12 protein-coding genes are annotated in these 13,789 nt (G+C 59.4%); 6 read left to right on the top strand and 6 right to left on the bottom strand.

The genetic code is table 11. The features are described from left to right. Positions 1–3: 3 nt before the first annotated feature. From QLG12_RS03835 to QLG12_RS03825, 3 genes are all read right to left on the bottom strand, one after another. Positions 4–1,035 (bottom strand): Ldh family oxidoreductase, encoded by a 1,032-nt coding sequence (locus tag QLG12_RS03835; protein ID WP_282473948.1) that lies wholly within the window; start codon positions 1,033–1,035, stop codon positions 4–6. A 253-nt stretch (positions 1,036–1,288) separates the two neighbouring features. Then, positions 1,289–1,633, bottom strand: a complete 345-nt coding sequence (locus QLG12_RS03830) for a hypothetical protein (RefSeq protein WP_282473947.1) — start codon at positions 1,631–1,633, stop codon at positions 1,289–1,291. Between the two features lie 9 nt (positions 1,634–1,642). Continuing rightward, positions 1,643–2,704 (bottom strand): hypothetical protein, encoded by a 1,062-nt coding sequence (locus QLG12_RS03825; protein WP_282473946.1) that lies wholly within the window; start codon positions 2,702–2,704, stop codon positions 1,643–1,645. Positions 2,705–2,752: 48 nt separating this feature from the next. On the opposite strand from QLG12_RS03825, the gene QLG12_RS03820 reads away from it, so the two are divergent. After that, entirely contained in the window at positions 2,753–6,073 is a 3,321-nt protein-coding gene (locus QLG12_RS03820; protein ID WP_282473945.1) for a DUF6543 domain-containing protein, read from the top strand. 60 nt (positions 6,074–6,133) lie between these two features. Here QLG12_RS03820 and QLG12_RS03815 read toward each other — a convergent pair whose 3' ends face one another. Then, entirely contained in the window at positions 6,134–6,403 is a 270-nt protein-coding gene (locus QLG12_RS03815) for a PepSY domain-containing protein (RefSeq protein ID WP_011333983.1), read from the bottom strand. 155 nt (positions 6,404–6,558) lie between these two features. On the opposite strand from QLG12_RS03815, the gene QLG12_RS03810 reads away from it, so the two are divergent. Beyond that, positions 6,559–7,560 carry a FecR family protein gene (locus QLG12_RS03810; protein WP_282473944.1) on the top strand — a complete coding sequence of 334 codons (1,002 nt, stop codon included), beginning with the start codon at positions 6,559–6,561 and terminating at the stop codon, positions 7,558–7,560. Positions 7,561–7,622: 62 nt separating this feature from the next. Here QLG12_RS03810 and QLG12_RS03805 read toward each other — a convergent pair whose 3' ends face one another. Beyond that, complete coding sequence (locus QLG12_RS03805; protein WP_282473943.1) at positions 7,623–9,959, bottom strand: acylase; 2,337 nt, start codon at positions 9,957–9,959, stop codon at positions 7,623–7,625. Between the two features lie 294 nt (positions 9,960–10,253). Here QLG12_RS03805 and QLG12_RS03800 point away from each other — a divergent pair, with 294 nt between their 5' ends. Continuing rightward, positions 10,254–10,631 carry a fe2+ zn2+ uptake regulation protein gene (locus tag QLG12_RS03800; protein ID WP_197868202.1) on the top strand — a complete coding sequence of 126 codons (378 nt, stop codon included), beginning with the start codon at positions 10,254–10,256 and terminating at the stop codon, positions 10,629–10,631. An 18-nt stretch (positions 10,632–10,649) separates the two neighbouring features. Here the strand turns inward: QLG12_RS03800 and QLG12_RS03795 are convergent, their stop codons facing one another. Next, positions 10,650–10,838, bottom strand: coding sequence for a hypothetical protein (locus QLG12_RS03795; RefSeq protein WP_007957552.1), 189 nt, complete (start codon positions 10,836–10,838; stop codon positions 10,650–10,652). 157 nt (positions 10,839–10,995) lie between these two features. On the opposite strand from QLG12_RS03795, the gene QLG12_RS03790 reads away from it, so the two are divergent. The 3 genes from QLG12_RS03790 (at position 10,996) to QLG12_RS03780 (ending at position 13,789) form a co-directional block, all read left to right on the top strand. Next, positions 10,996–11,133, top strand: coding sequence for a hypothetical protein (locus tag QLG12_RS03790; protein WP_282473942.1), 138 nt, complete (start codon positions 10,996–10,998; stop codon positions 11,131–11,133). A gap of 262 nt (positions 11,134–11,395) precedes the next feature. Continuing rightward, a complete protein-coding gene (locus QLG12_RS03785; protein WP_236194942.1) occupies positions 11,396–12,643 on the top strand; it encodes an MFS transporter in 1,248 nt (415 codons plus the stop codon). A gap of 15 nt (positions 12,644–12,658) precedes the next feature. Continuing rightward, entirely contained in the window at positions 12,659–13,789 is a 1,131-nt protein-coding gene (locus tag QLG12_RS03780) for an acyl-protein synthase (protein ID WP_282473941.1), read from the top strand.

Here is a 13,789-nt window from a genome sequence, read left to right as displayed (position 1 = left end):
CACTCATTCGCCGGCCAGTTCACGCAGCTGCGACAGGGTCTGTTGATCCAGTTCGATCCCTTTGGCCAATGACTTGGCCCGCTGCAAATGCCGCCGATCTCCCGGCAAGCGCTTGAGCCCCACGCTGTGCATCTGCCGCACAAGTTCCTGACTGCGTTCGGCAAAGCTTTGTCCGGCGGTCTTGCTCGGATCGATCACGATCAGCAGTTGCCCGGTCCACGGGGTCTTGGCCCCCGGATGGTTCTTCCAGTCGAACTCGAACGAGAAATTGCCGCCGGTCAGCGCGGCGGCGAGCAGCTCGACCATCATCGACAGCGCTGACCCCTTATGTCCGCCAAACGGCAGCAAGGCGCCGCCTTCCAGAATCGCCTTAGGGTCGCAGGTCGGCTGGCCCAGGCTGTCGACGCCCATGCCTGCCGGCAGTTTTTCGCCCTTGCGTGCAGCAATCTGCACATCGCCATGGGCAATGGCGCTGGTGGCCAGGTCGAACACGATCGGCGCACCGTCGGCCCGGGGCGCGGCGAAGGCGATCGGGTTGGTGCCGAACAATGGCCGGTCGGCGCCATGGGGCACCACGCAGGTCATACTGTTGACCACGCTCAGCGCCACCAGACCTTCGTCGGCGAACGGCTCGACGTCCGGCCACAGCGCGGCAAAGTGATGGGAATTGCGGATCGCCAACACCGCGATCCCCGCGCTGCGGGCCTTCTCCAACAACAGTGGACGCGCCGCCGCCAGCGCAGGCTGGGCAAAACCGTTGCCGGCATCGACGCTGACAAACCCTGAAGCCACGTCCTCGACTTTTGGCACGGCCTTGCCGTTGACCCAGCCGCTGTTGAGCGTCGAGACATAACCGGGGATCCGGAATACGCCGTGACTGTGCGCCCCGTCCCGTTCGGCATTGGCGCAATTGGTGGCCAGGGTTCTGGCGACTTCGGCCGAGGTACCGTGACGGGTGAAAATCGTTTCCAGCAGTTGAATCAGCTCGTCCAGAGACACCGAGTACGAGACCGCATGATCGTGAGGCGCAGACATCTGAAGCTCCAGAGTAATTATTGGAGGGAACAACAGCGAACGAACAACCCGCAACCGGATTAACCACATGCAGCCGGCACCCTGTCAACCCCGTGATGCGGATCGCACCTGACGCAATATCCATGTACCACCTGCCGAGCCCTGCCGATTTTTTAATCTTGAGCCTCAAACCATCAGCGCGTGCAAACGCCCTCAGCGAGACTCGACGATGTCAGCCCCAACCCCTCCCTTGTTATTCCCCGAAGCCATTGATTCACCGGGACTCTGGCCCGAATTGGGCAAGGCACACGGCCTGCGCGAAAAGGATTTTCGCTGGCTCGCCCATGTCCGGCTGGCGTCGGCTGCCCTGCGCAGCCAGCAGACGCCACCCATGCGTGCCGAACGCCTGCTGCTGAATGTCGCTAACCAGACTCCCCAACCGCTGCCCGGCGCCTTCATGCTCGGGGAGACGCCGGATGACAAAGGTGTGATGCTCTACACCCCGTATGACGGCCTCAAAAAACACCACAGTCGGCAATCCCTGAAGGTGCAACTCGAACAACGCCTCAACGACGCCGATGAGCAGGACCCTCTTTTGGCATTTCTGGCCGAGCCCCAACGCAAGCGTCTACTCGACGCCGGGCCGCTTTCGGTGAGCTTCAGCGTTATCGACGGGGATATATTCGAAGAGCAGCGCGCAAGCCTCGAGCAAGGCCAGGCATTGAACACCGAAGCCCTGTGCGCCGAACTGCAAACCATCGCCACGCTCACGAACATGCTCGAAGCCATACTCGATAACGTGCTCAAGCCTCATTTCGGGAATTTGCGACAAACACATACACGTGTCAGTTTCCGTCCGCTTGCCAGTGACAGCGCCCGCCCCATGGAATTGACCGACAGGCACTGGCCCGAATCCATGAGCCTGAGTGAGGCCGTACTGGCGTATTACCGACATCAGCACTGGCCGGCGGGCCGGCAACCGGTGTTTTCCAATCCGGGCAGAAAACCGGCAATTGACGATCAGGCTGTCTGGGAAGATGTCGTCAAGAACACTTCGGGGCGGTTGCCGGTGCTGCTGTTTCGCGAACTGGAAGGTTTCTGGGACGCACCCTCCGCCGTTGGCACCACCCGTCGTGTCTTCTTCGCTCGAGTGCTGGAAGACCAGGCACGCTGCGAATGGATGCTCAAGCGCGAAGCCGGGATCCTCGATCGCGAGCAGTTCAACACCGTGCATCAACTGATACGCCCGGTTTCGTCCGCCGCCCGTTTTCCTGTGGTGGAAAGCGTACGGTTGTGGGAACACGCCGCCAATTACGTGGAACTGGCGGGTTCGCTGATGATCAGCGAACCTCACGCGTTTCTTTATACGCCCGCCCAGGGCCTGCAATTGCTCGAGGATTACCAAGATCTCAAGCAGACGCTGCAGGACAAATTTCTCGCCAGGGGTCACGAAGACGAGCTCTTCGGATTGTTGAACCTGGATGAGCAAAATCGCTTTCTCGGTTTCGATCAACCCAAGGTTTCGGGAGAACGGATCGTCGGGGAAATCTTCAAAATCCTGTTCGAGTCGATCATCACCAAGCAACGACAGAACATCGAATACGCGTTGCAGGTGTTTCGACACAGCGACGGTGCCGTGAACCTTCACGCGCTGTTCGACAAAAGTCTGGATATCCGCTCGATGATCCATGAACGGTTGTTGCAGCTGGACACGAGGGGACGCTGGAGCACACACCCGGTGATCGCCGGCGACCGACAACCCTCTGCCGTGCTCGCGGAGAAAGCCCTTGCGGCGGTGAAGACCTTCCGTTCGGTTGAGGGTCCCCTGCTCAACCGGCTTGCCAGTCAACCCATGAAGAATCGGGCCATCCAGCGTTACTGGCTGGAAACCATGAAGCCGGATCTGGCACACGCCTGGTTTGTCGGCATTAACGGTGAGGCCAGGCTCCGCCGATTGAATGCAACCCTGCCGGCCTGGGCTGAAGCGATCGTCAATACTGTGATCAGCGCCGATCGCCCCACCCGCACGCAACGCGAGGCGCTCAACGGTTTCCGCCCGGATGCCTATTCGCTCACACTCGAAAGTCCCGGTGAACGCCATCTGGTGCGCCTGGCACATTGCATCCTGTTAACCGAACGTGGAGGCCTCGACGAACAACACTCAGGGTTTGCAGTGCTATGGACGCCTTCACAGGGGCTGGAGGTTTTCGACAGCGTGGCCAGTGTCCGCAGGCAGTTGAACCGGCGACTCCTCGACCGTACACAACGCCTTTCTTTGCTGGAAAACATCCTTGCATCACAGTTCCAGGCCCATCAGCGATATACCCTGGGGCCGCTGCTTTTCATTGGCGGCAACGTGCTGCTTGATCGCATGGAGTCGAGCATCGAGCATTACCTGGATCGATGCGAACAGGTGCGCTCACGGATCACGGACCAGACCCGCCGGGAAAGGGCTCTGGAACAACTGCGCGGGACGACGATCAACACCAACCTGCCTCTGGCAGCCAGCCATGCGCAAGCCATCGCCACCGCACAGACATTGCCCGCCTGGCTGGGAATGGCGCCGGTAATGGAACAGAAAAGGCACGTTGAATTGCTGGAACAGTGGTACCAGAGCGTTTCGAACGATCAGGATTACCTGACGGGCGTGCCGACTTTGGTCAGCCACGTCGAACAGACGCTCGAAACCTTGCTCGGCCAGCGTTTTCCGGGGCATCGGCTCGATCCGCGAGAAATGGAAATCACCCCTCACCTGGCGTTGGCCGGCCCCCCGCAGACGCTGGTGGAATTCGCCCTGAACCACATCAACGTCGCCCAGGGAACGGGCTTTCGGGTGTCATCGAAAAACCGCCAGACGATGCCGGCCGGGCTGGATCAGGCAGCGGCGACGCAATTGCTGCTTTCACTGGCGATACCGACAAGTTTCAGCGCAAAAGTGGCCGGTTCACTGTCGATCGACACGTCCGAAGGTCGTGAGCGCAAGCAGCGCTTTTTCCGTCAGATGCCCTGGCAACTGATGCAACAGGCCCATGCCCTGAAACTGCAGCAACGGCTGTGTGACACCGCCTTCGATTACGTACGTCAGGTGCTGGACATGCCCGACGGTATTGCCCGGGTCGCCGCAATGGCGCCGGCCATTGCCTGCCCGCTTTCGCTGGTCAAGACCGAAGGCGCGCCAGCGGTCATCGTTCCCGGAATGCATGTGTTCACGGCCGGCGGCGAAAACAGAGAGCCACTGGTGCTCTATGTTCCCTATGACGAACAGGTCTTTCACGAATTCGATGACGAAAAATCGCTGATAGCGGCGTTGAACGTCCCCGGACATTTGCAGAACCTCTTGCTGCGCCGCCTGCCAGAAGCCGAGCGCGCGCTGTTTCGCAGCCTGCTGGAATCCACACTGGGTCAGACCAGTGAAATGAGCCTGGACTTGCGAGCAATCACCGGCAACCTGCTGGAGTATCTGTACACCGACAATCTCAAGTTGCTCACCCAACTGCTGGGGACCCAGAAACAAAGCGAAGCGCAGACTGACTGGGAGACAGCAAAAGTTCTGCTCAGCGATGAAATCCAACAGGTTCCCGGTTTGCTGCCGGGCAAGCTTGCCGTCATCCCCTTGCTCTGGAAAGCGTACGACGAGTTCAAAGACTCGGCCGAAGCACTGCAGGATCACCACTGGAAACGCGCGCTGCGGTCTTTTATCGGGGGGGCCGCGCAAATGGTGATGATGGGGCTTTTGCCGCAGATGTCGGCCGAAACCTCCATCGCCAGTGATGCCGTCGAGCAGCAAAGCACAGACGCAGCCGAAACCATGGCGAAAAACATGGAAGAAACGACCACGCCGGATAGGGCCGACATCGAACCCACTTCGCCTCGACGCACGCAGCTGGGTCCTTTCGAGGCGAGGGAGGTTGCGCTGGAGGATCTCGTCTTCAGCCCCAGGCTGAACACCTACCGGGATGTGTCGAACAACCGCCATTACGCCGTGATTGAAGGCAAGGTCTACCCGGTCGTTCAGAAGGGTGAAGCCTGGCAACTGCGCAGCCCGGATCAATCCGGCCCGATGATTCAGATCAGCGAATCACGCCAGGTCATCATTTCACCTGGTCAGACCGTTCACTACGGCCAGGCCATCAGAAAACTCGCCAAACGCACGACCATTACCCGCTTGCGCTGCAACATGTTGAACATCGAAGCCCACGGGATGAATGAGATTCGCCTCAAATACCCGCAAAAAGCCCAGGAGTTGGTGCATGCAATCGACCTCGCCCGGCGCTATGCCTTTTATTGCCTGCATAATCTGGTTCCGCTCACCAAGGGTATAGCCAACCCCCGGGTCAGCCTTTTTCTCGAAGGCTTTTTTGATGCGCCGAAGATTACCGCCGAAATGCTCAAAAAAATCTGCACCGCCATCGTCCCCATCTGCAAAGCCCTGGTGGACCCCGCTGATGAGTTGTTGGAAACAGAGCGCTTCGTCGTCGGTTCCAACAAGTATCTGCACGATGTGATCGCGTTTGTCCTGAATGGCGACCAAAAGCGATTGGTGCACTTCACCGAACACTTTTTCGACCAGCGACTGGATGCATTCAAACCCTTGATGCAGGTGCCATTCGATGTCGACGGGCATGCCCAGGCATCCACCTTGATTCACGAGTTTTCCCATCAATTCAGCAAGACGATGGATATCGCAACATTGCGTGCACGTGAGCCGTTCTGCGACCTGATATCGACCCTCACCCCGGATGGCTTGAGGTTGTACGAGGATCTGAAGTTCGATCAGAGCTCTGCCTTGTCACTGCGTACTCCACTAGAGCAACTGTTTGCCGAATGGAACACCACCCTCAAAACCTGGATGGGGATCGACAAGATTGCGGAGATGCAACTGATCTACGATGAAGTCCTGCAACTGACCGGCGCCAAAAACCTTCCTGAAGCGCGCAACGCCTTCCTTGATCGACAAAATCCCGACGTTCGCATCAAGGTGATCCTGCGCAATGCCGACTCCGTCACCCGGCTGATCTGCGAAATCGGGCGGCAACTCGACCCTATACAATCGCCCTGAAACAGGCGAAAAAAATGCGCAGGTGCAGCACCTGCGCATTTAATGCCTTTGGGAGCCGAATCAGTCCTTCTGATCCCGCAGCACATTGCCCGAAGCCCCATCGATACGGAATTCGTACACAACGCCATCGGCCTTGCGCCCTTCCCCTTTCCAATAACCGTCGTTGTCGGCCTCGATTTCGTAGACTTCGACATAACCGGCCTTGGTTTTCACGATCTCGATGGCTTTTTCAATGGTGATCCATCCAGCGCCCGGGCGGTCGGCCAGGGCCGCTCCGGCGCTCAGAAGACTGGCAGTCGCGACGCAAGCGGCGAGGGTTCGTTTGATCATTTTTCACTCCATTTGTAGATACTGTTCACGGGCAAGTCCTGGTTTTTTGGGGCGCCTGCGCGCAAAAAAGTTCCACGTTTTGATGGGTAAATGCCATGACGATGTTCTCGGCACCTTCCCCTGAAGGTTAGAATGCGCGAAATCAGGATGAGTCAATGACCCAGAACACCCTCTCGGAAGCCGAATACGATGCGATCACCGATGCCGCCGCGCATTGGTGCATGCGTCTGCATGCCGTCGACTGCACTGCTGAAGAGCGCCAGGCGTTCGAACAATGGCGCGATGCGCACCCGCTTCACGCGTTCGAGTATGAGGCGATGCTGGAAATCTGGGAGGTGGCTGAGCACTTGCCGCGCCCGGAACCCGCACCAGTCGTGCCGATTCGCCAACCCGCCAGCTCATGGCGCCGGTACGCAGCGGCGGCTTCGGTCTGTGCCCTGGCATTGCCGCTGGCCGCCTGGGCCGGGTGGAACCTCGGCTGGCTCCCCAACAGCTATCAGCATTTTGCAGCGACCGACAATGTCCGCCATGTCACCCTGGGCGATGGCAGTCAGGTCGAGCTAAACCTCAACACCGAGCTGACCTACAGCAATTACAAGGACGAGCGTCGCGTCACGCTGAAAATGGGTGAGGCGTTCTTCGAAGTCAGCCATGACCTTGGCCACCCCTTCATCGTCAGGGCGGCCGAAGGCAGGATTCGCGTCACCGGCACCCGCTTCAACGTCTGGATGTATGAGGATCAGGTCAAGGTGAACCTGATTGAGGGTTCCGTGCTGGTCACCAGCAACGCCCGCCTGAGCGGCGACGGCTTGCGCCTGGGCCCCTCGATGCAGGCTCGCTACAAACACGGCGACGACATGCCGCAAATCAGCCAGACCTACGCCAACGACCATTCGCTGGCCTGGCGCAGCGGCAGACTGGTGCTCGACAACCTGTCGCTGAACGAAGCGTTGCCGCAGATCAACCGCTATCTGGACAAACCCCTGATGCTCGCCGATCACTCGACCGGCTCGATCCGGGTGGGGGGTATCTACAACGTCAAGGAGCTGAACAGCTTTGCCAGCTCCTTGCCCAAAGTCTTGCCGGTCTTCCTGACCCGCAACAAGGACGGCAACCCGGTCATCAATCCGATGCCGCAACAGCCGCCAAAAAACTGAAGGCCGTTCCCGTGAGGGAGCGGCCTTCTGCTATAGCGGTTGTAGACGGGTTGAACAGCTGATTACTGCGCCGCCACTTTCCCCATTTTTTCCAGATCATCGCGTACGGTCTGCACCTGATACTGCGGATCGGCCTTGATCTGCTGCTCGGTGAATGGCAACACGCTCCATTGCTTTTTCGAGAAGGCCTCGGTCTGGTCACGAGAATATTTCGACGCCGGATCGCTGGACAGCGAGAACGCCAGCAGCCCCTGGGCATGCGGCCCTTTATCATCGAACGTCACGACTTGCAGGTAACTGGTGCCGCTGACCACTTCGAGCCTGCCATCTTCACGGGGCACGCTCTGAATGGCGTTGTAAATGCCCAGCGTTCCGGGGCCACCGTGGATCGGCGTTTGCTGACCGCCACTGCTGACCACCTGCACATCGCCCCAACGGGTTTTCTCGGTCAGGCCCATTTTGGCGGCAGTTTCGGCCGACGCCAGCATCGCCGCGCGCAGTGCTTTGGCCACTTCCGGCTTTTCAATGGCCAGCCCGCGCGGTGTGTGTTGCGCATCCTTAGGATCGAATGCCACGCGCCAGGCCTGCGGCGACGCCTGCATCGCTTGCATGATGCTCTGGAAATGCACCAAGCCAACGCCCGACTCCAGATTCGCCCGGCCGTCCCACGCTTTCAGGCTGCTGCACACCGATTTCAACGCGGCTTCAGACTGGGAAGTGCAGAACTTCAACATATCCGGTACTACCTGAGTCGCAAGAAACACCTGATCGTCCATCACCATGTGTTGCAGGTCCTGCACCGACACCGGCCCTTTTTTGTTCAGGGTCGCCAGACGATCGAGCGCAAAGCGCGAACGCAGGCCCAGTGGCAGCCCGTCCTGGCTGATCAGCGGCGAGTAGCCAGTCAACGGTTGCGCCGGGTTGGCCAGCCAGGCCGAATCGTTGGAGTGCTGGACGAAGTCCTTGCGCAACAGCTGTGGCAACTGGCTGGAGGCGTAAATGCCCTTCTGTGCGGCGTGCGGGTCGACGTCCCAAGTGCACGCGCTGTTGGAACCATCGAGCACGATCATTTCCAGACCGACGCGCGGGTCGCTGCACTTGGCCAGTTTGTCGGTACTGACGTTTGGTACCACCGACAGGTTCATGTACAGCGTCTGGCCTTTGTCATCCACCGCCAGGGTGTTGACCCACGGGATGCCCTGGATCGTGTGCACCGAATCCTGCAGATCCTTGAGACTGCCGGCGCGGTTCATGGCGTACCACTGCTTCAGCACCCGGTCGTTGTCGAGGTTGGCATCACGCAGGCTGTAAGCGTACTGGTGATTCCAGTCGAGCTTGCCGGGCCATTGCACGATCGGGCCGAACTGTGAGCTGTAGACGTCATGGGAAACCGGCACGACCTGGCCGTCCGCCTGTTTGACCTGCACCGTGACGGTCTGCTTGCTCAGCGGCAACGACTGGCCGTCGAGCAGGTAACGGGTCGGATCTTTCGGGTCGAGTTGCAGGCGATACAGGGTGAAATGCTTGGACGAATCGACGGTGTGGGTCCAGGCCAGGTGCTGGTTGAAACCGATGTTGATCATCGGCAGACCCGGCAGCGCCGCGCCCATCACATCGAGCTTGCCCGGAATGGTCAGGTGCATCTGATAAAAACGCATGCCGCCGACCCACGGAAAATGCGGGTTGGCCAGCAGCATGCCGCGCCCGTTGAAGGAGCGGTCGCTGCCGACCGCCACGGCGTTGCTGCCACGGTCCAGTGCGAAGCGTTGCTGGCGCGTTTCAGCCAGTTGGTAAGCCCGGGCATCGTTTCCAATCTGCGCAGTGGCCTGCGGGGGTGTAGCACCTGCCAAGGCTTCGGCGAACTGCCCGACACCGCCCTCGACCAGCAGGCGACGGGTCAGTTTCACCAGGTCTTCGGCGGCGATATCGCGCACCCATTCACCCTGGCACTGTTGCGGCAAGCCTCGCTGGCGACGCTCGGCCAGGTAACGGTTGTAGCCGGCGGCATAACCTTCCACCAGATCACGGACTGCGACCGGCTGCGCCTGCCAGAACGCATTCACCGCCTGCGGGGTGTTGAGCCACTGGAAGAACACATCGCTGATGCGGTTCTCGCGTTCTTCGACCGTCAATTGCTCCGGCCCGAAGTACCGCGACCGCTCGCCATTGACTGTCACGATTTCATTGGCCAGCAGGCACAGGTTGTCCTGCGCATAGGCGTAACCGATGCCGAACCCGAGACCGCGTTCGTTTTCCGCGCGAATGTGCGGTACGCCAAAGCCTGTGCGACGGATATCCGCGCCGGTCTGAACGGACGGGGTGAACGCCTGCGCCGACAGACTCAGCCCGAGAAACAGGCCGGCAAGGGTCAGTCCGGTGAATTGCCTGGAAATAGTCACGCTCGCTCCTGATCGAAAAATCGAAGAGCGAACCGCCCGCCATCGTGAATACATCGGGCCCGGCTCGCTCTGAAATCACCCACGCGTCACGCGCAATGAGCCTGTCCAGAAAACGAAGCCGCGGGAAAAAAATTTAGTCGGTCTCACACCCGTTTCGTGCCGCAATCACGGGGAAAAGACGAAACGACGACAAATTTTCTACATTTTTCGCTTCATGATTTGTCGAGCTGAAACGTCTTGTTTAGAGAGAGCACGGAAAACCTTTCCTGATCAGGCTCTGAAAGGAGAAATCGCATGTACAACCCACTTCTACCATCGGAAGGTAGCCAGACCCCCAAAGGAGCGCCCATGGGTTCGCACGCCGACGTATTCGGGCAACGGATCGAGCGTCACGGCAATGAACGCATCCGTTTGCTGCTCAAGAGCTTCGGGCTGCGCACCAGCCTGATTCGCCTCAAAGTCATCGATACCCTGCTGGTTGCCGCCGAGGACGACCGTCGTCTGGGTGTGCGTGGCGTTCACAGCCAGTTGCTGGATCTGGACATTCCCTTGTCCTTCCTCAGCGTACGTGAAGTGCTCAAGCGCCTGTGCGCCGAGGGCGTGATCACGTTCAACGACGACAAGAGCTACAGCCTCCATCCCCAGGCTGCTGCGGTGCTCAACAACGATTGACGCGCCCGGCACACGCCGTCAGGGCTTGACCTTGCGGCGCATCACGCCGTTGATCACGACCACCACCACTGCCACGCCAATGGCAATGTACTGGAACGTTTGCTCGCTGAGCTTGCCGGCGTTTTGCAGCCAGGACAGGCCGAGCATGATCAGCAGTACGGCGACGGCGATCAGAATCGAATATATCAAGCGTTGCTTATGGGTCATTACAGGTTCCTGAACCGTTGGAATGTATCGGGTTTGTATCGGCGTTGATGCCATGCACATACCGTTTGACGGGGATGCGCCGCTGTAAACGGGGTCTCATGTTACAGCCGATGAAGAGCTTTGGCTTCAAACGGCGTTAACCATGAGGATCCTTGAAATGCTACGTCGAATCACCTGGCTGATTCCTGGCCTTGCACTGCTGACGCTGAGCGGCTGCATCATCTTCCCCCACGGCGGCTGGCATGGCGATCATCGCCACTATGCGCCTGGCCCGGGCTATTACTACCATCGTTAAGCCATCTCCCTGAGCGACAGGGCGACAGACGACCGCTTAAATACAACAATGTATGTAAGACAAATCAAAATGCCCACGCAAATGTGGGCATTTTTGTAGGACTTTATTCTCCTTAAGGTAAGGCAATTCCAACGCGCTTGTAGTAGTTCTGCCATTCGCAACATCATGCAAAACCAGGTCACGAATTGTCATACCAATGGCGTAGGAACAATCACTCCCCGTCCCTACCCTTTGCGCTCCTTCTCCACTGCCGTGGTTGCGCATGCAAAGAACTCTCATCCCCCTCCCGCAACTCCAGGCGCTCGGTTTCTGTCTCGCCATCACGCTGTTCGAATGGCTGACCTACATGGCCAGTGACATGATCATGCCGGCCATGCTGACCGTCACCCGGGATCTGGAAGCCGATGCGGCTCACATCCCCAACGCGTTCAATCTGTATCTGATCGGCGGCGTCTGCCTGCAATGGCTGATCGGCCCGTTGTCCGACCGGTTCGGCCGACGCCCGCTGTTATTGGCCGGTTGTGCGCTGTTCGGTGCAACCTGCGCGGCCACCGTCGCCACGCCCGGCATCGAAGTGTTCAACGCCCTGCGACTGTTGCAAGGCATGGGCCTGGGATTTGTCGTGGCGGTCAGTTATCCCGCCCTTCAGGAAGTTTTCTGCGAGGCGGATGCGGTGCGACTGATGGCATTGCTGGGTAATGTCGCACTGCTTTCGCCCCTGCTCGGTCCACTGCTCGGCAGCCTGCTGCTGGAATGGCTGAGCTGGCGCGAGCTGTTCCTCGGTCTGGGCCTGATCGCAACACTGACCTGGATCGGATTGTATGCCTGCATGCCGGAGACGATCGGCGTTGTCCGCCACGACGGCGGCCAACAAGCGCCGATCCCATTCTCGCTCGGCCAGCTGAGCAGCCGTTATCTCGCACTGCTGCGCAATCACCGGTTCGTCGGCATCTGCCTGGCTCTCGGGCTGATGAGCCTGCCGCTGATAGCCTGGATCGGACTGGCGCCACTGTTGCTCGTCAAGTTGCTGGGCCTGACCACACGTGAATATGCGCTATGGCAGATTCCGGTTTTTTCGGCGGTCATTGTCGGCAATCTGATCCTCGACAGACTGCTCGCGTCACGGGAACTGCCGCAACTGATTCGTCTGGCACTCTGGCCGTTCTGCCTGGGTCTGCTGACCCTGATCGCCACCGCACTGTTAAGCCTGCCCCTTGCAGGGTTGATGACCGGCCTTGCGCTGTATGCCGTGGGGCTGGGCATGAGCAACGCCGCGCTGTACCGCCTGGCACTGTTTGCCAGCGATGACAGCAAAGGCCTGGTTTCTGCCTCGATCGGCATGATTTCGATTGCGGTGATGGGTGTCGGCGGTTCATTGATTGCCGCCATCGGCGGCGGTACCCGCCTCGAATCCTTCGCCATTTGGGCGGCGCTGGGCGGCCTGCTCAGCCTGCCTCTGCTGTATCGGTTTCTGCCAAACGTCCCGACAGACTCCGCTTCTTCAACATAACGCCAAGGACGCATGATGAACCCTTTCCCCTACAGCGACGCGCTCTGCGCGTTGACGCGACCCTATTGCCCGGATTCCGTGCCGGACGGGCTGTTTAACCAGGCCATGGCCGAGATCAGTCGGTTTCATAGCCAGCACACCCCCGGCTACGAACACTGGCTGAACGCCAATGGCTTGATCGTGGACGACCTGGAGCACCTTGATGACTGGTCACGGCTGCCGCCCGTTTTTGCCAGTTTCTTCAAGCGACAGCCCTTGCTCAGTGCCACCGGAGTGGACGCACTGGAACTCACGTCTTCCGGCACCAGTGGCGAGAAAAGCCGCATGCGTTATGACCAGCGCAGTCTGGGCGCTGCCCAGAACATGGTTCGGCGGATCTTCCGGCACTATGACTGGGACACCCCGCACACCCCATGCAATTACCTGCTGCTGAGCTATGAACCCGAAGGCAGTATCAGCCTGGGCACATCGTTTACCGATCAGTTTCTGTGCCGGTTTGCGCCCGTCAATCGCGTGGCCTACGCACTGCGCCGCACAGGCGGCGGACATGAATTCGACGGCTTCGGCGTGATTGCCGCCTTGCAATCCTTCGCCGAAGAAGGCTTGCCGGTGCGCATCTTCGGCTTCCCGGCCTTTCTCTGGCAGACCCTGCAACGCATGCAGGCCACCGGGGTGGCGAACCTGCAACTGGCAGAAGGCTCGCTGACGCTGTTTGGCGGCGGCTGGAAAACCCGGATGGCACACGAAATTCCCCGTCAGCAACTGTATGAACGCATTCATCGCCAATTGGGTATCGAGATATCTCGCTGTCGTGACGGTTATGGCGCCGTCGAGCATGCGGTGCCGTATCTCGAGTGTGCTCACCATCATTTCCATGTACCGGTCTATTCGAAGGTTTTCGTGCGTCATCCCTCCGATTTTTCAGTTCAGCCCTATGGGCGTCAGGGCTTGCTGAGCTTTGTCTCGCCTTACATTTCATCAAGCCCGGCACACGCGGTGGTCATGAGCGATCTCGCCACCCTGCATCCTGGCGCCAGTTGCGGCTGTGGTCTACCCACCGACTGGTTCGAACTGCATGGCCGTGCGGCCACCACGGCCGGCCGAAGCTGCGCGATGGCTGCCTCTGAATTATTGGGGACGCACTGA

This window comes from Pseudomonas sp. V88_4 (assembly GCF_029967985.1).
Lineage (GTDB): Bacteria > Pseudomonadota > Gammaproteobacteria > Pseudomonadales > Pseudomonadaceae > Aquipseudomonas > Aquipseudomonas glycinae.
This window is presented reverse-complemented; position numbering and strand designations above follow the sequence as displayed.

Coding starts and splice junctions, on each gene's coding strand:
- QLG12_RS03800 (WP_197868202.1), top strand. CDS start 10,254: ATGTACAACCCACTTCTACCATCGGAAGGTAGCCAGACCCCCAAAGGA.
- QLG12_RS03815 (WP_011333983.1), bottom strand. CDS start 6,403: ATGATCAAACGAACCCTCGCCGCTTGCGTCGCGACTGCCAGTCTTCTG.
- QLG12_RS03780 (WP_282473941.1), top strand. CDS start 12,659: ATGAACCCTTTCCCCTACAGCGACGCGCTCTGCGCGTTGACGCGACCC.
- QLG12_RS03795 (WP_007957552.1), bottom strand. CDS start 10,838: ATGACCCATAAGCAACGCTTGATATATTCGATTCTGATCGCCGTCGCC.
- QLG12_RS03785 (WP_236194942.1), top strand. CDS start 11,396: ATGCAAAGAACTCTCATCCCCCTCCCGCAACTCCAGGCGCTCGGTTTC.
- QLG12_RS03835 (WP_282473948.1), bottom strand. CDS start 1,035: ATGTCTGCGCCTCACGATCATGCGGTCTCGTACTCGGTGTCTCTGGAC.
- QLG12_RS03810 (WP_282473944.1), top strand. CDS start 6,559: ATGACCCAGAACACCCTCTCGGAAGCCGAATACGATGCGATCACCGAT.
- QLG12_RS03790 (WP_282473942.1), top strand. CDS start 10,996: ATGCTACGTCGAATCACCTGGCTGATTCCTGGCCTTGCACTGCTGACG.
- QLG12_RS03825 (WP_282473946.1), bottom strand. CDS start 2,704: ATGGATCATCGAGCGGATATCCAGACTTTTGTCGAACAGCGCGTGAAG.